The 22,758-nt window shown below is 60.0% G+C and carries 13 protein-coding genes; 3 read left to right on the forward strand and 10 right to left on the reverse strand.

The window, feature by feature from the left end:
- Window positions 1–346 precede the first annotated feature (346 nt).
- The 6 genes from ACLGGT_RS16155 to ACLGGT_RS16180 form a co-directional block, all read right to left on the reverse strand.
- Window positions 347–1,939 carry an FMN-binding glutamate synthase family protein gene (locus ACLGGT_RS16155; protein WP_151979227.1) on the reverse strand — a complete coding sequence of 531 codons (1,593 nt, stop codon included), beginning with the start codon at window positions 1,937–1,939 and terminating at the stop codon, window positions 347–349.
- A 111-nt stretch (window positions 1,940–2,050) separates the two neighbouring features.
- The gene (locus tag ACLGGT_RS16160) at window positions 2,051–5,791 is read right to left on the reverse strand and encodes a translocation/assembly module TamB domain-containing protein (protein WP_437196837.1); all 3,741 of its coding nucleotides are present in this window, start codon (window positions 5,789–5,791) and stop codon (window positions 2,051–2,053) included.
- Complete coding sequence (locus tag ACLGGT_RS16165) at window positions 5,791–7,599, reverse strand: autotransporter assembly complex protein TamA (RefSeq protein ID WP_437196838.1); 1,809 nt, start codon at window positions 7,597–7,599, stop codon at window positions 5,791–5,793. The genes ACLGGT_RS16160 and ACLGGT_RS16165 overlap by 1 nt, the downstream gene beginning before the upstream one ends.
- A 106-nt stretch (window positions 7,600–7,705) precedes the next feature.
- Window positions 7,706–10,804, reverse strand: coding sequence for an efflux RND transporter permease subunit (locus ACLGGT_RS16170; RefSeq protein WP_437196840.1), 3,099 nt, complete (start codon window positions 10,802–10,804; stop codon window positions 7,706–7,708).
- Window positions 10,801–11,913: an efflux RND transporter periplasmic adaptor subunit gene (locus tag ACLGGT_RS16175; protein ID WP_437196842.1), complete on the reverse strand. Its 1,113-nt coding sequence runs from the start codon at window positions 11,911–11,913 to the stop codon at window positions 10,801–10,803. Before ACLGGT_RS16175 ends, ACLGGT_RS16170 begins: the two co-directional genes overlap by 4 nt.
- Before the next feature lie 114 nt (window positions 11,914–12,027).
- Complete coding sequence (locus ACLGGT_RS16180; protein ID WP_437196844.1) at window positions 12,028–14,544, reverse strand: ATP-binding protein; 2,517 nt, start codon at window positions 14,542–14,544, stop codon at window positions 12,028–12,030.
- 438 nt (window positions 14,545–14,982) lie between these two features.
- Between ACLGGT_RS16180 and ACLGGT_RS16185 the strand changes: the two genes are divergently transcribed.
- Complete coding sequence (locus ACLGGT_RS16185; RefSeq protein WP_008282245.1) at window positions 14,983–15,591, forward strand: response regulator transcription factor; 609 nt, start codon at window positions 14,983–14,985, stop codon at window positions 15,589–15,591.
- A 354-nt stretch (window positions 15,592–15,945) separates the two neighbouring features.
- Here ACLGGT_RS16185 and ACLGGT_RS16190 read toward each other — a convergent pair whose 3' ends face one another.
- The 3 genes from ACLGGT_RS16190 to ACLGGT_RS16200 all read right to left on the reverse strand — a co-directional run bounded on the left by ACLGGT_RS16190 (window position 15,946) and on the right by ACLGGT_RS16200 (window position 19,539).
- Complete coding sequence (locus tag ACLGGT_RS16190; protein ID WP_437196845.1) at window positions 15,946–16,725, reverse strand: hypothetical protein; 780 nt, start codon at window positions 16,723–16,725, stop codon at window positions 15,946–15,948.
- A 735-nt stretch (window positions 16,726–17,460) separates the two neighbouring features.
- Entirely contained in the window at window positions 17,461–18,444 is a 984-nt protein-coding gene (locus tag ACLGGT_RS16195; RefSeq protein WP_437196847.1) for an MBL fold metallo-hydrolase, read from the reverse strand.
- Between the two features lie 120 nt (window positions 18,445–18,564).
- Complete coding sequence (locus ACLGGT_RS16200) at window positions 18,565–19,539, reverse strand: helix-turn-helix transcriptional regulator (protein ID WP_437196848.1); 975 nt, start codon at window positions 19,537–19,539, stop codon at window positions 18,565–18,567.
- A 497-nt stretch (window positions 19,540–20,036) separates the two neighbouring features.
- Between ACLGGT_RS16200 and ACLGGT_RS16205 the strand changes: the two genes are divergently transcribed.
- Together ACLGGT_RS16205 and ACLGGT_RS16210 are read left to right on the forward strand one after the other, a co-directional pair.
- Window positions 20,037–20,519: a hypothetical protein gene (locus tag ACLGGT_RS16205; RefSeq protein ID WP_437196849.1), complete on the forward strand. Its 483-nt coding sequence runs from the start codon at window positions 20,037–20,039 to the stop codon at window positions 20,517–20,519.
- Window positions 20,520–20,942: a hypothetical protein gene (locus ACLGGT_RS16210; RefSeq protein ID WP_081508494.1), complete on the forward strand. Its 423-nt coding sequence runs from the start codon at window positions 20,520–20,522 to the stop codon at window positions 20,940–20,942.
- 292 nt (window positions 20,943–21,234) lie between these two features.
- On the opposite strand, the gene ACLGGT_RS16215 is transcribed toward ACLGGT_RS16210, so the two are convergent.
- Entirely contained in the window at window positions 21,235–22,596 is a 1,362-nt protein-coding gene (locus tag ACLGGT_RS16215) for a PLP-dependent aminotransferase family protein (protein ID WP_437196850.1), read from the reverse strand.
- Window positions 22,597–22,758 lie beyond the last annotated feature (162 nt).

The raw sequence follows: 22,758 nt of genomic DNA on the forward strand, positions 1-22,758 counted from the left end.
GTTCTCCCCGCCTTATGGGTGAAATTTCGTGGTCAATCATGAGCAGTGAAAACGCCACTTGGGAGGGCTGGACAGTGCGGACCTTGGGGGTCGTGTGGTTCATTGAGCGGCGAAAGCGTCAAGCCGTATGAGAACATGAAGGGGCTGCGCCAGTGGTGTGGCCCCTATCCCCACGGGCACTAGCCGATGATCGGTCCCGTATACACATTTCACTACACATCGCTGCCCAGCGCCTGTATTACTCCATTGAAAACAAAGGGGTAGGATGCAGGGCGAAACCCACCTTGGGCACCATTTGTTTTCCTCTGATCAGAACCGGCTTATCCCGGTTCTTCGCGGTCCTCGTTCAGGGGGCGAAGGCGAATGTGTCGGGGCGGGCGTGATCCCAGTATTTGGCAAAGGCGGGGTGGCTGACATGACCGCCGAGCAATTCGCCGGGTTCGAGCCAGAGATACTGGCTTGCGGCGGAACGCACTTCGCGGCTGTTGACGCGGATCATCAGGTGATGTGGCGTGAATTCCTGTGGTCGCTGAAGGCCAGAGGATTCCACCGCTTCCTTGAGGGCGAAGAGCGTGTTGCGGTGATAACTGGCGACGCGCAGATGCTTTTCCGCAACCACGATCGCGCGGTAACGGCCGGGATCCTGCGAGGTGACGCCAGTTGGGCATTTGCCCGAGTGACAGACTTGCGCCTGAATGCAGCCAACCGCGAACATGAAACCGCGCGCGATATTGCAGCCATCGGCACCAAGGGCGAACATGCGGCACATATCGAAGGCGCTGATAATCTTGCCCGAGGCAATCAGGCGAACGCGGTCGCGCAGCCCCATGCCAACGAGGCTGTTATGCACAAGCATGAGCCCCTCGCGGATGGGGGCACCTTTGTGATCGGCGAATTCCACCGGGGCCGCGCCGGTGCCGCCTTCGGCCCCGTCGATGGTGATGAAATCTGGCGTGATGCCGGTTTCATGAAAGGCTTTGACCATGGCGAACACCTCCCATGGGTGACCCACGCAGAGTTTGAGCCCCACAGGTTTCCCGCCCGAGAGATGCCGCAGACGGGCGATAAAGCGGCAAAGGCCGTCGGGCGAGGAAAATTCAGAATGGGCGGCAGGGCTGATGCAATCCTGACCCACCAGAACGCCGCGCGCCTCTGCAATCGCCTCTGTCACCTTTGCACCGGGCAGGATGCCGCCGTGTCCGGGCTTGGCCCCTTGGCTGAGCTTTATCTCAATCATCTTGACCTGAGGGTCAGAGGCATTGGTGACGAACATCTCTGGGTCAAACGCGCCTGTGGCGGTGCGGCAGCCAAAATAGCCTGATCCGATCTGCCAGATCAGATCGCCGCCGTGTTTGCGATGAAACCGCGAGATCGAGCCTTCGCCGGTGGTATGGGCAAAGCCGCCCAGTTTTGCGCCCCAGTTCAGCGCCTCAATCGCCGTTGGCGACAGCGCGCCATAGGACATGCCCGAAATGTTGAGCGCAGAACTGTCGTAGGGCTGTGTGCAGTCCGGGCCACCGATGGGCTGGCGAAATGCGATGTCACCCAGGTGGCTTGGCGACATGGAGTGATTGATCCACTCATGCCCGACGGCATTGACATTGCGCAACGTGCCAAAGGGGCGCAAGCCCTCGATTCCCTTGGACCTGCGATAGACAAGCGCGCGCTGTTCGCGCGAAAAGGGGGTCTCGTCATGATCACTTTCGAGGAAGTATTGCCGTATCTCGGGGCGGAAATGTTCAAAGAGAAATCGCAGACGGGCAGAGAGCGGATAGTTTTTGAGAACTGCACGCTTGCTTTGGTAAACATCGTAGAGCCCGATGGTTGCGGCCAAGCCCGCAAGCCCCGCCAGCATCCCGCCCCAGAATGGCAACCAAATGGCAATCGCCCCACCAATGGGCACGAGCAGAATACTGATCAACCATGGAATATAACGCATGCGATCCTCCCTTTTGCTCTGTGCCTGCACAAATCATTCCAAGCAGCAGAGCGTTAGGTCAGTCTTTTATGCCCGAATTCTGAGCAACCTGTAAAAGTTTTCGCGATTCCCTCAATAATCGCGTTCAAAAAACACGCCAACCCCAGAGGAGCCATCGTTAGAGGCCCCGCCCTTGAGGGTGACACTGTCGCTAAGATCAAAGTTCAGATTGATGCGTTGCTTGCCTTCGCTGTCGGCTGTGACTTCGGTATAGACCTTGTCCGAGATATAGGCACCGGCACTCACCTCGGTGCCGCCATCCTCGGTTTGTGTGACGTCGAGATCCGAAAGGCCGATGGCACCCCGCAGCTTACCAACCACATCGCCGTTGCTATTGCCGGACAGCGTCGCCACCGCCGAGGCCATTTGCGCGGCCTGAAAGGCAGAAATATTATCCAAGCCGCGCCCAAAGATAAGCCGAGAGACCACCTCTTCTTGCGGAAGATCAGGATCAGAGGCAAAGCGCACTTCGGGGGCGCTTGCCACGCCTTCTACGATCACTTGCACAGCGACGTCGCCCGCATCGGTGGTGGCCACAAAGCGCAGGTAGGGATCAAGAGAGCCCTGCATCGTGATGCGGCCTTCGGTCATCGTAAGCCTTTGACCCAGAATGTCGATCCGCCCCCGGATCAATTCAAAAAACCCGTCCGGGGCAACGGCATCGGTGGTTCCGGCAAGGCGCAGGCTGCCGCCCAGTTCGGCATCAAGCCCGCGCCCACGAACGAATATCCGGTTGGGGGCATTGATCGACAGGTTGAGCGCGTAGGGCCGCGCGCGCCCGGCTGTTTCGGTCTGGATCAGGCCTGCGCGCTCTCGGGTGGTGCGCACTGCGGCGGGTTCGTTGCGATGCTGAAGATCTGGCAACGAGACCGATGCCGCGCCCAAGCCTGAGGGGATGCGGATATTGGTTTCCTCAAGTGTCAGCGCCCCGCTGATCCGCGCGCCGCCTGTCAACGGGCCGTTGACGCCAATGTTGCCGTTCACCGTCGTGGTATAGATCAACTGGTCGCTCAGCACGAGGCCATCAAGCCCCACCGACAGATCGCCTGTGAAGCCGGGGGTCAGGCCAACCGGCCCGGTCACCCGTATCTGTCCGCCATCGCGCATCTGCGCGGTGAAATCTGTCTGAACGCGGCTTTGATCGAGCGTTGCCGTGCCGCTCAGGGTTTCGACCGTGAGGCCGGTTGCGGGCAGGGCAATGCGTGTGTCAGAGGTGCTGATCGAACCCGAGACGGCGGGCAGGGCGGGGGCACCGTTGATCCGCAGGTCGTAGCGCGCGGTTCCCTGAATCGCGTTCGGTCGGATATAGCTGTTGGCAAGCGCCAGCGGCAGCGCGCCACTGGCACTAAGATCAAGGCGCGCGCCGTAATCCACGATGTCGCCCGAGACCTGCGCCGTGGTGCCCCCCGGACCCTCAGCTGAAAGCATCACGGCCACCCGCTCAGCAAGAGCGCCCGACAGGGTGGCGCGGCCCGTTGCGGTCACGGGGCCCGCGAAATCAGGGGCGAACATGCCCAAATTGGCCAGACGTATGTTGAAATCTACGGGAGCATCCGGGTTGGGCGACCCTGCGGAGAGCGCGAGTTGTGGCGTCTCAAGCCGGAGCGTACCAATCTCGATCCCGTCAAGGCGGCGCGCAACGTCTGCCCTGAGAGAGAGTTGCCCGGCGATGAGCTTGTCGAGATCGGCGATCCCGGTTCCAAGATTGCGCCCATCGAGCGTGGCGCTGATCTCTACATCCTGTCCACGATCCTTGGCTTTGCCGTCAAGCGTCAGGTCAAGGGCACCGCGCAGGGGAAGGCCCGCCAGGGCGCTGAACCGTGCCAGATCGCTGATCTCTGCCCGGAGTTCCCCGCTCAGGGGCAGGCCCTCGACCTCGGGCGAGAGGGTTGCATTGGCGCGCAGGCGGCTTCCCATGAGCGCTGCATCCAGTCCCGTCAGGGTCACGTCGCCCCCGGTTTGCCAGGCCACGTTGCTGCTGATTTCTGCCGGACCGGACAGGCGCGGATCTGAAAGCGCCAGATCGGTCAACCGCGCCGCAAGGCTGAGCGCGCCGCTCTCGCCGCTGAGGCGCCCCGACGCTGTGGCGCGGATCACGTCATTTTCGATCTGAAGGCGGTCGAGCGCGATGCCGGTGGTATCGCGGCGTGCAGCCATCGAGAGCGTGCCCGCGCTTGCGATCAGGGGATCAACTTGGGCAATGCCGACCGCAAGTTGATCCGTTTCCGCATCGAGTGTGATGTCGAAGTCGCCCCCAAGCAGGCTGCCAGAGCCTGCGATGGTCGCCTTGGCTGCCCCTGCAATGCTCTGCCCGGAGAGCGCGGCAAAGCGTGCGAGGTTGGGTGCCTCCAGCGTTGCGGTGCCAGAGACGGGAAACCCTTCGGCCAAGGCCGCGATCCGTCCATTGCCCGAAAGCTGCGCAGCGCCGGACACAAGCCGTAGGGCCCTCAAGACAAGTGGGCGATCTTCGGTGAAATCGAGCGAGGCAAGGCCGGACAGTTCTGTTCCGACGGCCTCAGCCAGCGCCGGATCGTCAACGCGCAGCCCGGCAAGGTCAAATTCAACAAGTGCTGTTACACCGCGCGGTGCGGTGCGTTCTAACGCCCCACGCCCCGAGAGCGTGGCCGTGGCAAGGCCGATATCAGGGCGTTCGAACCCGGTCAGGCCCAGCTGTGCGCGCCAACGATCGCCGCGCGCGGCATCAAAGGCAGCGTCAATCGTAGCGCCACGAATGTGGGTTGCGGGGCCGCTGATGGGCAAACGCACGCGGCTATCACCATCGCCCAATTCGCCGGTCAGCCTGAATCGCTGAGGCCACCCCGCAGCATCGAGCGATAACGCACCGGAAAGCGTAACCTGCGCCGCCGAAAGTGTGAAATCCGCGATTTCCAAGGCCCCGTTTGGCTGGCGCGTGCCGGTCAGTTTGAGCGCGCTTTCTGTCCCAAAGAAGGGGCGGTAGTCAGCAGCAAAAAGCGGTGTGAGATCGCCCGAAATCGTCGCGCCAAAGGTTTTTGCCGTGACCCCCTCGGCCTCCGCGTCGCGGATCGTAACCTCTCCGGTCAGGCGGGGGGTGCCGTCCGAGGCAAGGCGAATGTCGGCCGTATAGTCGTTCAAGGGGGCCGTACCGCTGATCCCGAGCGAAAGAGCGGGCCGATCTGGCAGTTGCAGCAAAGTGGCGGCGATGCCGCCCGCGTCCTCTTGAAGTGACAGATCAAGGGCGAGAACCTGGGTCGCATTCACAAAACTTGCGTTCAGCGATACGGCACCGCGCCCGTCAAGGCGGGTCACCTCGATCTCTGCCGCCCCTTCACCACTTCCCAGTGACAGCCGCCCAAGCAGGCGAAGAGCGACCTCCTCACCCAAAAGCGGGGCGCCAAGAGTAAGTGTCTCGGCGCTGATCTCGCCGATGTTGACGGAGACTGGCAGCTCTGGCAGGCGAAAGGGCGTGGCCTCTGCCATGTCTGGCGAAAGCGGTTCTTCGGCAATTGGCGCCCGCGCCACCGTGATTTCTCGCGCGGTCAGGCGATTGACTTCGACCCGGCCCCGCAAAAGCGCCGTGCGCGTCCAATCGAGCGTTACATCGCGCAGCGTGAGCCAGATGCCGTCGCGATCAGCAATGGTCAGTTCTGCGATAGTCGCCTGAGACGAGAGCGCCCCGGCAAAGCCGGTGATCCGCACCTCGCGTCCAGCACCAGAGAGGTTATCTTCAAGCAAGGCTTGCAGATAGCCGCGATCCTCATCCGCGGTTTGCGCCAAGAGTGGCGTTGCAAGGGCCCCCAGCAGCAACGACAGGAATAGGACCAGCCGGGCCATCAGAATGCCTGCCCAATACCGATGTAAAGTTCGAGGTCTTCCCCGGCCCTGTCACCCAAGGGGGTGGCGATATCTACGCGGATTGGGCCCACGGGGGTGAAGTAGCGGGCACCGATCCCGGCACCGCTGTGCCAATCTCCGCGTCCTGTGCCAAGCGCATCCTGACCGACAAAGCCCGTGTCGACAAAGGCCACGCCTTGGATCTTGTCTGTGACGCTGGCGCGGAATTCCCCCGAGAAGCCGACAAAGGCACGCCCGCCCACGCGCACGCCGGGGGCGATATCCACGCCCAGAGATTGATAATCCTGTCCGCGCACAGTGCCTGCCCCCCCGGAATAAAACAACATGTCAGCCGGGATTTCGCCGATTGAGGGGCCTGCGACCGATCCGATCTGCGCGCGCCCTGCAAGGGTGTAACGGTCGCCCGCGCCAAAGCTACGGTAGTGCCGGGCATCTGCAAATATGCGCGCGCCGTCTCCCGATCTTTGGTCGAGGCCGATAAAAGGCGTGAGCGAGACCTCAAGGAAAAGACCCGAGGTTGCGTTGAGCGCATCATCGCGCTTGTCCCACGTCAGGCTGGCCGGAAACAGCAGATGCTGCAATTCGCGCCGTCCAAGATCGTCGTCGATGTCGGAATAGCGATAGGCAATGCCCGCCTCGCCGCGCAGTTCGTCCGAGAATACCCGAGTAAAGCCACCGCCGACTTCGACCTTTGATTCCGTATAATCTGGCTCGTCATTTCCCTCGATCCGCGCCTCAAGAAACAGCCCGGTGTCGGGGTGAAAGGTTGCGGGCCGGTCATAGCGCGCGCCAAGGCGATAATCCTCGCCCCCTGAATCCCCGCCGATACCACCGATCATGGCATCAAGCCGCAGTCGCTCGGCACCGCCAAAGAGGTTGCGATGCAGCCAAAAGCCCGAAAGTGTCAGCCCTTCGAGCGAGGCCAGTTCCACGCCAAAGCCAAGACGCCGGGGCGGGGCATCGGTGACGCGGGCCGTGATATCAAGGCTGCCATCGGGATTGGGCCTGTCCTCCTCGATCATCACAACCGAGCGAAAGGCACCGCTGCGGCGCAGGCGGGTGGCGGCGTTGTCCAATTCTTCGGGCGAGAATTTGCGGCCCTTCGGCAGGCCCGCAATGTCGCGGATACGGTCCGGGCGCACACGGCTTTCGCGGCTTTCTTCGGCCAGCAACAGCTCTCCAAAGTGCAGGCGCGGTCCGGGATCAAGCTGGATGTCGGCGGACAAGGTCGAGGCCGCGTGATCGGCAATAATGGTTTGCTCTGACACAAGCGCCTTGGCGTGTCCGGTGGTGCGCCATGCGGCGATGCTGCTGCGTGTCGCATCGCCGATAAGATCGCCCTTGGCCCGGTTGCCGGTGACAAATTCAGGCGGCAGCTTGGTTTTTGGGGCAAGCGGCGCGACGCGCGCGGTTGAAAAGACGAAAGGCGCGTTGCGCTCGACGGTGATGTCAATCTGTCTGATGTCACTTGGCGCGCGCAGGGGCGGGATGCTGGCGGCCTCTTGGCCATCCACGAGGATGCGGATCACGCCGCCATAAAACCCCTCGGCATAAAGCACACCGATCAGACGCCCGTAATCCGATTGGGCCGCAGCCAATAGGTCTTGTGCGGTGGCCTCTTGTTGGGCGGCAGTGGTGATCGTGAGCGAGGCGCTGCGCAAGCGGTCTGCAAACCCATCCCCCGCGTCAGGCGCGGTCAGCCGGACCTCAGCCGCCTGCGCCAGATCGGGCAGAATCCAGAGGCACAGCGCGGCAAGCGAGGCGACCCTGACACTGGATTTCAACACCGCAACGACCCTCCCAGACTGCTGGTCTTTTATGCCATCCCGATCACGGGAATGCCACCCTTGTGGGGCTACAAAAGCGGGGTCAGGCGCTGTCATCGGCAAGAGCTTACTCAGCGGGCTGGCCGCTTTTGCCGAGGGCTGCGTCGAGCGTTTTCTCAATTGCTCCGCGCGGGCGGGTGAACCGCGCCATCAAGTCATACAGGATGGGTGTGACAAAGAGCATGAGCGCCGTGGCCATGGCCAGCCCTGCGATGATCACAGTGCCCACAGCGATCCGGCTCTCGGCACCCGCGCCAGAGGCGGTGACAAGCGGCACCGCGCCCAGTACGGTCGAGACGGCAGTCATCATGATCGGACGCAGGCGCAGGACCGAGGCCTCGATCACGGCGTCACGCACGGCATAGCCTTCGTCACGTAACTGGTTGGCAAATTCTACGATCAGGATACCGTTTTTGGAGATGAGCCCGATCAGTAGAATAATGCCGATTTGGCTGTAGACATTCAGCGACAATCCCCCCGCCGCCATGGCATAAATCGCCCCGGCGACCCCTATCGGCACGGTTAGCATGATGACAAGCGGATGCACGAAACTCTCGAATTGCGCGGCAAGCACGAGATAGACGATCAGCAGCGCCAGCAGAAACACCACACCCACCCCGGCGGAGGTGTCGATATAGGTGCGCGATTGACCATCATAGCCCAGCTTGGCCTCGGGCGGCAGGATGTCGGCGGCGATCTCTTGGAGTTGTTCCAGAACGTCGCCCAATTCCGCATCCGGGGCAAGCGCGCCCGAGAGTTGAATGGACGGCAGCCGGTCAAAGCGGCGTAGCGACGGGGTTGCGGCATTCTCGTTCAGGGTCACGAGCGCGCCAAGCGGCACCAGCGTTTCCCCGTCGCCCGCCCGCAGAAAGATGTTTTCGATATCCGTGGGCGAGCGGCGGTCCGCATCCTCGGCCTGAACCAGCACGGGATATTCGCGGCCCCGGCTGACAAAGGTCGTGACCTCGCGCGACGCGAGCATGGTTTGCAGCGTGGCCGCGATCACATCGGCAGAGATGCCCAGATCATCGGCGCGCGCACGGTCTATTTCGATGTCGAGCTGCGGCAGGTTCTGTTCAAAATTGATCTCGGGATTGACGAGCCCCTCAACCCCTTCGGCACGCTCTAGAAGGGTTATGGCCCATTCCTTGACACTCTCAAAGTCAGGCCCGCCGATCACCACCTGCACGGGCGTGGAACTGCCGCGCAGTCCAAGACCCGCCGGGGTTACGGGAAAGCCGCGCGCGATGGTGACTTGCCCCATCTGCGGTGCGATTTCGCTGACAATCTCTGATACCGGGCGATCCCGCTCTTCCCATGGCGCAAGGCGAAACACGACGAAAGAGCGCCACGAACGCCCCCCCCAGCCGGTAAAGCTGAACACGGTTTCGACCTCACCCGATTGCACCAGCGGATCAAGGATGGCCTCGACCTGTCGGGCAGCCATGTCGGAATGCGCGACGGTCGATCCCTGAGGCGCGGTAAGTGGCACAAACCCAACGCCGCGATCTTCGCGCGGCGCAAGCTCGCGGGGCAGATCCACGTAGAAAAGTGCTGCTCCTGCGGTGATGGCGAGTGTCACGGGCAGGATTACCAGAGGCATGCCTATCGCGCGGGTCAGGAGTGCGCGATAGGCGCGCTGAATCCATGAGGGCGGGCGTGGGCCGGATGGGGCATTGGCGCGCAGTTTGCGGGCGCTCAGCACCTTGGAGGCAAGCGCCGGGCAGGCGGAAAGGGCGACAAAGGTCGAGATGGCGACTGTGCCGGCCATGACCCAGCCAAACTCCACAAAAAGTCGGCCCACCTGACCGGGCATGAACGACAGCGGCACAAAAACTGCAATCAACGTGATGGAGGTGGCAATGACCGCAAAGGTCACTTGGCGCGCGCCATGCACGCTGGCCACGAGCGGAGATTCCCCATCCTCGATCCGGCGTTGGATGTTTTCCAACACCACAATCGCATCGTCCACCACCAGACCAATCGCCAGCAAAAGCGCAAGCAATGTCAGCGTGTTGAGCGAAAAGCCCCACATGCCGATCAACAGGAAACTGCCGATCAACGACACAGGAATTGTGATGAAAGGAACAAGTGTGGCGCGGATACTGCGCAGGAAAAGCAGGATCACCGCGACGACAAGTGCCAGAGAAATAAAGAGCGCGATCACCACCTCGCGGATCGACGCCCCGACAAAGAGCGCATCGTCAGAGCCGACGATGATCTTCATGCCTTCTGGCAGGTTCGGTTCCAGTGTCTTGATCTCGGCGCGCACGGCATTGGAAATTTCCAGCGTGTTGGATTGGCTCTGCCGCAAGATCCACATGCCCACCGCCTCTGTGCCATTGGTGCGCACAATGGTGGAATCGTCAGCCACCCCCGGCACGACCCGCGCCACATCGCCCAACCGAACCGGATAGCCTGCCACGCGGTCGATCACGATGTCGCGGAAATCCTCGATGCTGCGCAACCGGCTGTTCAGCCGCACCGTCATTTGCCGGTTGATCGATTCCACCTCGCCTGCGGGCAGTTCAAGGTTGTTGCGCAAGAGCGCCGCCTCGACATCCGAGACGGTGAGGTTGCGCGCGGCGAGCGCGCGGCGGTCAATCCAGATCCGCACCGCAAAGGGCTGCGCACCGATCACATCAACATTGGCCACCCCGTCGAGGGTTGAGAACCGATCCACCACGAACCGGTCGATATAATCCGTGATTTCGGCTGTTGTCATGCGGTCCGAGGTGACGGCGACGCGCATCACGGGATCGGCATCGGCATCGCTCTTGACCACCTGCGGTTCGTCGGCCTCTTCCGGCAGGTCGCCGCGCACTCGGCCTACGGCATCGCGCACGTCATTGGCGGCCACGTCAATATCAACACTGGTTTCAAATTCGATAGTGACGCGGCTTCGGCCCTGTCGGCTCTCGGAACTGATGGTTCGAATGCCCGAGATCGAGGCAATGGCCCCCTCGACCGTCTCGGTAATATCGGTGTCGATCACTTCGGGGGCGGCACCGCGATAGGTGGTGGTCACGGTCACGACGGCATTGTCCACGTCGGGCAATTCGCGCACGGGGATAGAGCGCAAAGCCGCCACACCAAAGATCACGATCAAAAGGCTTGCCACGGCGGCCAGAACAGGACGTCTGATCGAGATGTCCGAGAGGGTCACGTCGCGCTCTCCGGCTTGGCAAGGTCGGTTTTCGCCGTCGCGTCCGCGTCTGCCCCCAGAACTTTGACCACGCTCCCGTCACGCACCCGCTGCAGCCCGCGAATGATCACCTCTTCGCCCGCCTCAAGCCCCGACAGGATGGCAACTTGCCCATCCTTGCGCTGACCAGAGGTCACGATGCGGCGATTGGCTTTGCCGTCAGCGACGACAAAGACGTAGGTTTCGGCGGCTTGAAAGATCAGCGCCTCTTCGGGAACGGTGACATGCGCGCTTTCAGAGAGCACCAATGTCAGCGCCAGAAACATACCCGAGGCCAGTGTGCCATCGGTGTTCGGTATCCGCCCGCGGGTTCGAAAGGCGCGCCCGACCGGATCAATCCGGCTGTCCACCACATCCAGCGTGCCCTCAAAAATCCGGTCTGCAAAGGCCGCGCTGCGGGCGATCAGGGTCTGGCCGGGGCGCACTTGGGAAAACACCGTTTCAGGCAGCGAGAATTCCACCTCGACCTCGCTTAGGTCATCCAGCCGGGTAAGCACCTGACCTTCGATCACGCGCGCACCAACGTCATAGTTGGTAAGCCCGACCACGCCCCCGAAGGGCGCTGTGATGGTGCGATCCTCAAGCCTGCGGCGTGCGCGCTCGACTTCGGCCTCGGCTTCGGCCAGACGCGCCACGGCCTCTTCTTCGGTGGCCTGCGACACGGCGGCGGTTTGGCGCAATTGGCGCGTGCGTTCAACGGTTTGCCGCTGTTCAACCAGCACAGCCTTGGCCTCGCTCAGGTCGGCACGCTGGATCGTATCGTCAAGCCGTGCCAGCACATCGCCCTGTTCCACCCGCGTGCCGGGCGTGATCCTGAGGCTGGTCAGCCGCCCGTCCGCCTCGGGGACGATGTCGATGGATTGCAATGCGCGGGTTGTGCCGACCGCTTCGATTGTCTGTTGCAGCGTGCGCTCTTCTGCAAGAGCGATCTCAACCGTTACAGGGCGCTCAGCCTGCGCCTCGGCAGCTGCTTCGGGCGCGCTCACGAGATAAGTCTGATAGCCGTAATAGCCACCATACGCTGTGCCGACTATGAGGCAGAGCAAAAGCAGTTGTTTCCATATCTGCATTGTATGCGGCAATCCGTTTTCAGAGGGCACCAAGGCGCGCGTGGGTTGTGGGCGCGGGCTGACTTGGTGCAAACGTATAGTAAGTCCGCAAAAAGGCAATTCATTGTGCGCGTTTCAGCCCGCGCGATTGTGGCCGTTCAGTTGGCGAAGCGTCTCTTGCAAGAGGTCGGGCAGGGCCAGAATGGCTGTCTGCGCCTCGGCTGTATCGCCGCCGCGCAGGGCGGATTCCGCGCGCCCCAAAAGGGCCTGCAAGGCAAGCCCGCCCGTCGCCGCCGCCGTGCCCGCCAGCTTGTGGATGTGATCCGCAAGATCCGCTCCGCTTAGCGGAGCATCGCGGTTCAGACCGTCCAGAATGGCCTCGCCTTCGGCTTCGAATTCTACCAAGAGGCGGTCGATGCGGTCTTGCGGCAAAGCGGCGCGCAGTTGTTCCATGTAACTCGGATCAACATGGCAGGGCTGGTCCACGGGGGCCGAAGGGGCTGATCCAATCTGCATCAGCAGAGCGCGCAGCGCCTCGCGGCGCAGGGGTTTGGTCTCGACCCGGTCAAAGCCCATGTTCTTGAGGTCGCCGCGATCCTCTGCGCGCACATGGGCTGTGAGCGCCACGATCGGCGTGCGCGCATTCGGCCCCTGACTTGCGCGGATGTGGAGCGTCGCTTCGCGCCCGTCCATGCGTGGCATGCTGATATCCATCAAAATCAGGTCAAAACGCCTTATTTGGGCGCAATCCACACCTTCGATCCCATCGCAGGCCAGATGCACCTTGTGGCCATCGCCTGTGAGCATACCTTCCAGCACAACGCGATTGGTGGCATTATCCTCGACCACCAGAACGTCGAGCGCGCGCAGGGGGGCGGAAACGGGGGCAGGGACAACGATCGCCTTGGGCTTGGCTCCGACGACGGCCGATGCGGCGGGCAGCGGCAGGCGGACCCAAAAAAGGCTGCCTTCGCCAAGTTCGCTCTCAACGCCAATGGTGCCTTTCATCAGCTTGACGAGTTGGCGCGCGATGCCAAGACCCAGCCCCGTCCCCTCTGGTCGGTCGCCTGTTGTGTCCTGAACCCGCATGAAATCTTCAAACACATTTGGTAGATTGTCGGCGCTTATGCCGATGCCCGTGTCAATCACCTGAAACTCGATCATGTCTGGTTCGGTGTCTTTGGATGACAGGCGGCTCACGTCGAGGGTAATTTCCCCATCCCGCGTGAACTTGATCGCATTCGAGGCAAGGTTGAGTAGAACCTGATAAATCCGCGCTCTGTCCCCGGTGACACGCCCGAATCCGTCTTGGGGGGCCAGCAGACGCAGGCTGTTGCCGCGTGCCTGCGCTGGACCTTGTTGGGTTTCCGTCAGCTCTGCCAAAAGTTGGTCGAGGTCAAAGGCGGCGGGGCGCAACACGATTTGACGCGCGGCGGCCTGTGTCAGGTCGAGCGCATCGGTGATCTGCGTCAGCAAGAGCTGGCCCGAGGAGCGCATGATGCGGGTGAATTTCTCTTGTTCCGGGGTAAGCCCGGTATCCCCCAAGAGCTCGAGCGCGCCCAGGATGCCGTTCAGCGGCGTGCGCATTTCGTGGCTGATCATGGCCAGAAACCGCGCCTTGGCCCGCTCGCCCGCTAGGGCCTTTTCGCGGGAGCGATCTATTTCAGCCTCGGCAGCCAGACGTTCCGAGATGTCCCGGATGAAGAGGATGCAGATATCGCCCTCACCCTGTCGCGCGAGATCAGCCGAAAGTTCCGCCGCAAATTCACGCCCTTCCAGATTGCGTACGATCACGTCCTCGCGCCGCGACGGGCCACTGGCGCAGGTGTCACGCAAGAGTTTACCGGAAAGGGGCTTCAACGTCCCATCTTCTCCCTTGCAGAACAGCACGTCGCCCAAGTCTATGCGTGCCGTCAGCCGATCCGTCAGCGCCAAAAGATCATCCGCACGCGCATTCGTGTCTCCGATCCAGCCGTCGACCCCAACCACAAGCACGGCATCCTGTGACGTGTTAAGAATGGTTGTTAGTCTATTGGATTTGCTTATGTTTTGCTCTGCCTGCATGCGGTAGCTGCGGTAAACGCGCCACACCAAAAGCAAGAGAGAGGACAGCGCGGCCAGCATCATCAGGATCAGAACGGCAAGGCTCAGGATCTTGGCGGTCAGCGCCGCGCGTTCGGAATCCGAGCGCTGCGCATCCGCCGCAAGACCCCGCGCGGCAATGTTGCGGATCGGATCTGCCATCCGGCTTCCAAGCTGGATCAAACGTGCCCGTTCCTTGAAGATATCGCCCGGATCACCGTCAATGATAGGCACCATACTGGCCAAGAGTTCGGACACGCGATCAAGGTCTGCATGTGCAATATCCAGTTCCAGCACCTCGCGGTATACGCGGCCATCCCGGAGGGCGGTTGCGCGGCTGTAGAGGATATCGAACTGGCGGCGCACTTGGTCGACCAGATTTTCTTCGGGTCCGGTGAGCGCATAGAGTGAGGCGAGGAATTTAAGCTGGTCTACCTCCAGCCGTGAGGTGGTCCAATGCAGGTTGTCTTGGCTGGCGCTGCGATACTCGTCCAGTTGCACATAGACGCGGCTTGTCAACAGCACCGCAGCCAGCATGCACCCCGCTGCAAACAGGCCCAGCAGGATCACAAGCAGTCTGTTCAGACGGGGGAACCTGCGGGAGGAGGGGACGTGCATGTCGGGCCTTACACTGGAATACTTGGACAAAAGGCAGTTTGGGTGGATCTGATCCTTCGGCGCGGCGCGGCTGAGACAGTTTCCGAGTGATCTTCAGCTTTTGCGTGTGTAGAGTATATCAACCGGAGGAGTTCCTTGTCACGCGGGGTCATCAGGACAGACCACATTCTTATACCATCTTTGGTATTTGCTTCTTTTCCACCGTTTGACCAGCCCCCTATCCCTAAAGATAGGGGAGTTGACGGCTTGGCACGGAACTTGCCGGTTATAGGGTAGGCGGGACATACCCGCTTAGGGTTATCAAAGGATTGTCATGGTTCGGCAGCTTGCTTACGTGTTGAAAAATGAGAAAAAAAGGAATTTTGAGGTGGCAGAAGGAAGGACGCGCCGATGACCAAGCTCTTGTTGGCCGACGACCATGATCTGGTCCGGGAAATGATCGCCGCCTACCTGCGCGCGCAGGGTGGGTTTGAGGTGCACGTCGCCGAAAGCCTTGGGGCGGCGCTGGATGTTCAAGAAAAAAACGGGCCTTTTCAATTGGTTCTGCTCGATCTTATGATGCCGGGCATGGATTCCCTGACAGGCCTTGGGGTGATGAAAGCGCGGGCGAAATGCCCGGTGGCGATTTTGTCGGGGACGGCGACGGCGGAGATTGGGCGCAGGGCGCTGAGATCGGGGGCGGCGGGGTTCTTGCCCAAGACGCTTGATCCGCAGTCTTTGGTGGCCGCGGTACACCATATGTTGTTGGGTGAAACCTACACACCGCTAGATTTTCTGGAAACCGGAGAGTCGGAGGCGGAGGGGCCGGTGCGCCTGACGCCCAGAGAGACCGATGTGTTGGTCGGCATCCTGCACGGAAAATCCAACAAGGAAATCGCAAGAGACCTTGATATTCAAGAGGTTACAGTCAAGCTGCACCTCAAAACCCTGTCCCGCAAACTCGGCGCCAAAAACCGCACCCACGCGGCCATGATCGCCCGAGACATGGGGCTGACATAAGAGTTCGCGTGTAAGGTCGGTAAGGTCTGTACGTGGGTTTTGTAAGGTTTGGGGGGAAGTTGGCCGGTGGCTCCGACTTGCTTGGGATCGGGGCCCGGAATTGGTGAAACCTCGGTGCGGATTTTCGTGAGGGGTGAGGCGCGGTCGTTTGTGCACGCGTTCGGATGTTCCGTCGATTTGAGATAAGTGGCTTTTCAGATCCACACAACCGAGCGCTAGGTAAGTTTGATAGAAACTGGTCGAAGACGCAGTTGCGTGGTCTGCGAATGACGCCCAGTAACCATGATCAAAGCGCGGGTCTCTGGAACACTCGCTAACCCGGATGTTCCACACCTTGTGGGGCGGGGGCTTTGGTCAGTTGATTTTCTGGATGCCCTCAAACAGCGACGCGGTCATGCGTTGGTTTAGACGTGGTTTCCACGGCCGTTTCGTTAAGATCGTTGGGTGCTGTGTGGTGACCAGACCGTCCTCGCGGATGTTTGTCGCGGGCCATACCGTGCGATAGGCGTGCAGCCCAGCCTGCCGTGCGAAGGCGCCGAACGCCTGATCAGTATAGGTCACGCATTCGGGATAGAACCAGCCTTCTTCGGTATTCGACTTGGAAGGCATTCCGCAGCGGATATAGGTCACCATGCTGACGGTATCGTCGTGTGACACGTCGGCAATCGCCTTGAGCAGTTTCAGGGTCATGGCTGGTCCAGTGTGCGACGCGATGGATTGCGCAAAAACGAAATCCACCGGCCCACCTGTCAGCGAAAAATCAAAGTCTGTGTTATGGGCGAAAGTCGCCTTTTTCTTTGCGATGACCTGCGATTTCTCGATATCCGCGCCAAAGTGCATCTCGCATCCACGGTTCAGAATGTCGACGTTGGGTTCCAGACCAAAATACCGGTTTTCAAGCAGGTAGTTAATCGCCAGACGGCCCAACCGCAGGCTGCCGCAACCTACATCCAGAAACTTATGGTTTTCGCGCATGCCCAGATCGATCAGCAGCTGGAACTGCATCGCCCCCAGCAGATCGTAAATAAACGGGGGGCCGACCCAAGCACGGGGATGGTCGGACCCGGCACCCATATTGATCCCTAGCGTCTGTTGTTCCTTTTCGGTCAATACTTGGCGCATTTCTTCGCGCATTTTTGCGGGTTCTGCGCGGCGTTGGGTGATCAGCTGATCCGATATCGACATTAAATTGCTCCCGTAGGCTTCAGACTCATGGCTTCACAACCGACCCGACTTTGCTCAAGTGACTTGCTGCTTAGTGTCATTTTTGTCTTATATTGCTGCCACATCAAGTGTATTGCGCTCTCAGTCCTTAGAGCAGTCGCCACAGTGTTTGAATGTGCGTTGATTGTACTGCGACTGCCCACCACCTTTGTCAGCCGGCAAGTTTCGCAACGTGGCGGACAGGGCTGTCTTGCTGCGTTGCTTGGACTTTCGCCAATTTGCCAGTCACGCGCATGGTGGCGACACGCACGATGGTTGAATGGCGGTAAGAATAGCCCTGAACCTCGGAGCTATGACTACAACTTCGGCCAACTGCAGAGTGATGGCCGGGGGTGACGCGCGACGCGAGTGGTCGACCGATGTGAGGCCTGCTCGCGCGCGCAGGTTCTTCTTTGCCGCTTGTAACCATCGACATTGCCGCCCTTTACACGAATGGCCGCTCGTCTACGCTTTATCGCAGCGTTGAAGGCCGCGGGAAGGCGCGGCACTGCAGGCCTCTGCGGATGAGGTGACCGCTCTTCGCAGAGCGGGACATCGCGGCGCTTTAGAGCACGTGTTTGGATGTCTGCGCTCAGGTCTTCGTGGTATGAGCGAACCTTGAACGCTTAGCTTCCAAGGTTCGCACTGTGACATGCTTTGGCCAGTTTATGCAGTTGAGACGTTGCTGCCAAAGTACATGAACTCACGATCCATTGCAGCAACCTCGGCTGCGTTCAGCGAGAGATTGGCGCTGTCGAGCAGCTTGAAGCTTTTTTGGTCTTTCACCCAATCATCCGCATGGCGCAGTGTGGACAGGGTGTAGGTGGAGGTTTCGTTCAGGTAGTGGGTCGGTACGACAACCTTGGGCTTGAGGCGGTCAACAATTGCATTCGCCTGCACGTAAGACAGGATATGCTCTGAGCCATCCACCGGTAGCGTCAATACATCAACCCGGCCGATGGCCTCCCAAAAACCAGGACCGGGATCTGCACGGTTATCGCCCCAGATCAAGGTGCGAATGCCCCCTGTTTCGATCACGTACACAACCATATCCATGTGGCTGACATTGTTGGGCGCACAGGCTTCGGCGCCGAACTCCGCAAGGGCATTGGTCCAGTCGTAGTAGCCGGGGGCCTTGCAAACGTGTTTGTCCGCAAAGCCGGTGATCTTAAGGTCAGCGAATTCAAACGTGCCGACCATACGGTCAAGCACCATGGTCGAAACCGGCCGGTCGATAGCGTCATGATCAAAGTGCGTATGCGTGGAGAGCGTGATATCAGTTACCGTTTCGGGAAACTTGTACTTGAACCACAAACCCCAAGCGCCCGATGGATCGTCTCTCCACGGATCAACCACCACGGTTGCACCGCCCGGTGACGTGATCTTGAACGCGCAGTGGCCAAAGTATTCGATGCCGACCGCACCGTCGGGAAAACTTGTCGCGTTTTGAAGCTCAATGACGTGGTTGTTGTTGCCCGGCTGGGTCCAGTCCGTCGATTGAGCCTGAGCAGAGGTCGACGTCAGCAGGCTCGCCGCGCTGCCTACGCCAGCCGCACCGGCAGCCATGAAAAAGGACCGTCGTGACAGGCCGGGGGCCAGATCGTCTTTTTGCCCGTTCATTGTGATTGGCTTGAGATCTTTGTTGTCCATCGTTTTGATTTCCCTGTTGTGATCCACCGCCCGTGTTGCGCGGATGGTTCGAGGATAGGGCAGGGCGGGCTGGTCAGGGTGCTAGAATACTGTGGGTTCAATATTGGGGGTTTCCCCATACTATTTCAAATTCTCCAGATATTTCTGGAGGTTTCTGCGACCATGGGTCAGGCCAAGTTTCTGTCGGATGTTGTTGCGATGGAAATCAACTGTGCTGGTGCCGCGGGACAGGGTCTTTGCGATTTCTTTTGTGCTGCGCCCTTGTGCGACCAATTGAGCAATCTCTGATTCCGTTGGCGTCAACCTCTCCAAAGCCACAGCCAACTTTCCCGAAAATGACGACGTGATGTTTTTGAGATTCGCTTCGAGGGTGTCGAGATATGAGCGCGCGCGCTCGTCATCTGCATTCAACTGCCGCAACCGCGAAACATGCGGCAAGACCAACCCTTTGATCTGCTGCGCGACACGCTCCTCGATTTCTGTTTTGGATCGTTCGACACCTTTCAAAAGTACCCGCAACGCAGTGTTGGCCTCCTCCAGGTCTTTTGTTCGTGCTTCAACAAGGTCTTCACGCAGGTCCAGTTCTTTCTGCAAACGCGCCTCTGCCCGCTTCCGCCGCTCGATTTCCTCAAGCATGGCCAAGTCGTCCTCGATAATCTGACAAAAGTGCCGCAACCCCTCGCGAAACTGCAACGCACGCTGATTTGTGAACCGGTCCAGCATGCAGATGGTGCCGAAATTCGAACCATCCGGCCATTTAAGCGGCAACCCGACATAAAAGCTCATCCCGAACTCCATGTCAGGATTGTCATGCCAATGCGGGTCTTGCGTGGCGTCTTCGACGCAGAGTTCACCGTCTCGTTGGAACACGCCAGAACAGTACAACTTGTCGTGAAGTTGGAAGGATTGCCCCTTAAGATAGGGGTTGATATTGCCTGCGCTTTTTACAAAAACACTGTGCTGTTGTTCGCGCGTGTGCATGATCAGCGTTGCTGGAACGTCTGCAATCTTAGAAATCTGATCAACCAAAAACTGCCACTTGGCGAGGGTTTCAGCGGAAACTGTCGGTTCGCTCCTTGTTACGTCTTGTTCCATTTATAACAGGCATCCTAAATCTCTGGCCGCAGTCGGTCATCATGAAACGCCAAAAGTTAGTGTCCCCTAACCCTTCAAAGGTAATGAGCAGTTTGCAAGTGGAAACTTGACGCCGGGTTGGCATCGCATCACGTGCTTCAAGGGGCGCATCCACTGCGAGCTGGATGGACCTCCCGCATGGGGAACGACCGCTACGGCCGCGAGATCATCGCTGAGAAGGTCGACTTGCCTGAAGCCGCCCGAAGTCGGCCGAGAGTGAAAATCCCGAGCTGGTCGACCGCGAGGAGGTGATCCTGTTCTGAGGATCGGGGTCTCCCCAAGGGCCCGGCGGGGTAACCCGCTGGGTTCGCTGTAGCTTGCGTCATGAAGACGATGGTTGCGACCTGTGGAAGCTACGAAAAAGTTTAACCATCTGAAAAAAATAAAGAAATATTGAGATACTTCTGAGCGTTCGCACGGGTCGATAGACTCAAAGGAAACAATTCGGAGGCACGCGTATGCGAATCTTGATCTTGTCTCTTGTCGCAGTGGCACTGCTGGGGGTCCTGATCCTCTTTATTGGGTGGCTCTTGTCGGCAACGCGCGAAGGTCGCGCGGAAACAACCATTGCGGCACCGCCTGATCTGGTGCTTGCGGTGATTGCAGATGTGGAGACACAACCAGAATGGCGCGATTTGGGCACTGTCACACGGACAGAGACGGGATGGTTCGAGATGACATCGCGCGGGGAGCGGATCGAGTTTGTTGCCGACGACATGTCCGCGGATCGGATATCGTTGCGCTTCACGTCGGATGCTGGCTACTCCGGAGAGTGGCAGGCGCTTTTGGAGCCGGTTTCAGGGGGCACACGCATCGCAGTGGTCGAACGTGTGACTGTTCCCTCTCCTTTGGGGCGGATTATGGCTCGTTTGTTGTTTGATCCGACGGAGTTCGCGACCACGTATTTGGCCAAGTTGAAAGCCCGAGTTGAGGAACAGTAGATGGCAAAGAAGCCGACAGATTGGCGCAAACGGTTTGGCGCTGCAAAGCCGCCGCATATTGTCATGCTCCACAGCGATTTTGCAGGGGTGAAGGCTGGGACGACGATGCTAATCTCGTCACCGGGTGATGTTGCCACGTATCTCGCAAAGATCCCCAAGGGCGAAACGCGGACGATTGCACGGCTTCGCAACGAGTTGGCCCGCAAAGCAGGGGCGCAGTCGATGTGCCCAGTGACAACAGCCATATATCTTCGCGTGGTCGCAGAGGTAAGCTTGCGCGACCTTGAAGAGGGTAAACGGATCGAAGAGGTTGTGCCATTCTGGCGGGTGGTGACGCCTGAAAGCAAGGTCGCACAGAAGCTGTCATGTGGGCCGGACCATGTGGCGCATTTGATTGCGCTGGATCTGGGCCAGCCGCAGTAATGAGCGGCGGCTCATTTAGTTGTGGAAAAACGGAGATCAGAAGCGAGCCGCATAAAGTATGGCTGGCGTCATTCAGCGGGCAGTCCTGATTGGCAGAGGAGTGACGGGTTGAGGGTTGGGCGCGTGGCTCTCAAAGCCTGTCGCGGGAGATGGTCGTGGGGTGTTATGAACGTTTTGGAACCGGTTGCGCTGGCGCGGTTGGCTGGAAAGTGGATGTGAGCCGGGCGGAACGGGCGGGTGCTGCGTTGGCGCGGCAGTGCGATGGAGGGGCTGGGCGTGAGAGGCAGGCGTTTCAGGTTTGGCTCGACATGAGGTAGGCCAAAAGGCCCATGGCATCCCGGAGTTGGCTTTGCTTGATTTGCCCCCCCAGACAGACCCGTATCGCTTCGGAGGGTACTCCGGACACGGTAAACGCGTCTGAGGGCATGAGGCCGACCCCGGTGCCGGCCATGCGTCCGATGATGTCGGCGCGCGTGACGCCTTGGGGCAGGTGCAGCCACACGTTGAAGGCGTTTGGCGCCGCTTCGAACTGGTAGCCTGCGAGGACCTCGGCTGCGATGGCTTGGCGTTTCTGGCTCTCGTCGCGGATGAAACGTCTGATACCATCTGCGGTGCCGTCCAAAATCCACCGGGTCACAAGGGCCATCATCAAGGGGGAGGGCATGACAGAGATGATCTTGATCTGATGGGCCAGTTCGCGGGCGGCATGGCTGGACGGTGCGACCGTATAGGCCAGCCGCAGACCGGCCCCGATGCATTTGGCGAGCCCGCCGATATGCCAGATGAGATCCGGCGCAAAGCTTGCCAGCGGTGCGGGGGGCTGAGGCGGAATAAAGCCATAGGCGTCGTCTTCGATCAGTTGCAAACGATGGGCGAGGAGCACATCCGCGATAGACTGACGCCGCGTGAGGGAAATGGTGCGCGTCGTCGGATTGTTGAGCGTCGGATTGAGATAGAGCGCTTTGGGCCGATGGTTCCGAATGGCCGTATCGAGCGCATCAGGATCAATGCCTTCGGCATCGCCGGGCAGACCGATAAGGCGCAATCCGAGCCGCGCGCAGATGGTGCGGATGCCGGGATAGGTAATGTCTTCGCAGAGCACGCAATCTCCGGGTTTGGCCAAACTCATCAGAATCGCGACGATCGTGGGATGAGCGCCGGGCGTAACAGCGATCCGGTCGAGTGACGGCACCAGTCCGCGCAGCGACAACCAGTTTGACGCGGCTTCTTTGTCGATCTGGCCGCCGGTTGAGGATTGGTATCGCAACAAGTCGATTAGATTGGCAGTGACGGTCTGCATGCCTGCTTGCATTCGCGCCAGCAGCACCGGGTCTTCGGTTTCTGGCGGCAAATTCATGGTCAGATCCATATCGGCGGCGCGGCGCTGTTCCCGCTGTGGATCGACGAGCGTCTTGCCGATGACGAAGGTGCCGCGACCGACATGGCTATAGACCAGCCTGCGATGCCGCGCCTCTGCATAGCCGCGCGAGACCGTCGTGAAATCTATGCCGAGGCGTTTGGCCAGCATGCGTTGCGGGGGCAAGCGTGCCCCGTCGTGCAGCGTGCCATTGGCAATGGCTGTGCCGATTGCGTCGGCCAGTTGGATATAGCGCGGCAGGCCTCCGGGGCGGAGAATCGGTGTCCAGTCTGTCATGGAAAAACCTTAGCGCCGTGCGCGCATGCATTGAAGCAGATTGTATGTATTGAGCCGTGCAATCGTGGAAATGCGTTAGTCAGGCGGCAATTTTCTATGCTGAACTGCTCAAAAATAGCAGAAATTCTGCGATGAGGAAAAAAATTGTATGCATAATTGAAT

It is taken from the genome of Roseovarius sp. MS2 (genome assembly GCF_051447875.1).
In the GTDB taxonomy this organism is placed as follows: domain Bacteria; phylum Pseudomonadota; class Alphaproteobacteria; order Rhodobacterales; family Rhodobacteraceae; genus Roseovarius; species Roseovarius mucosus_A.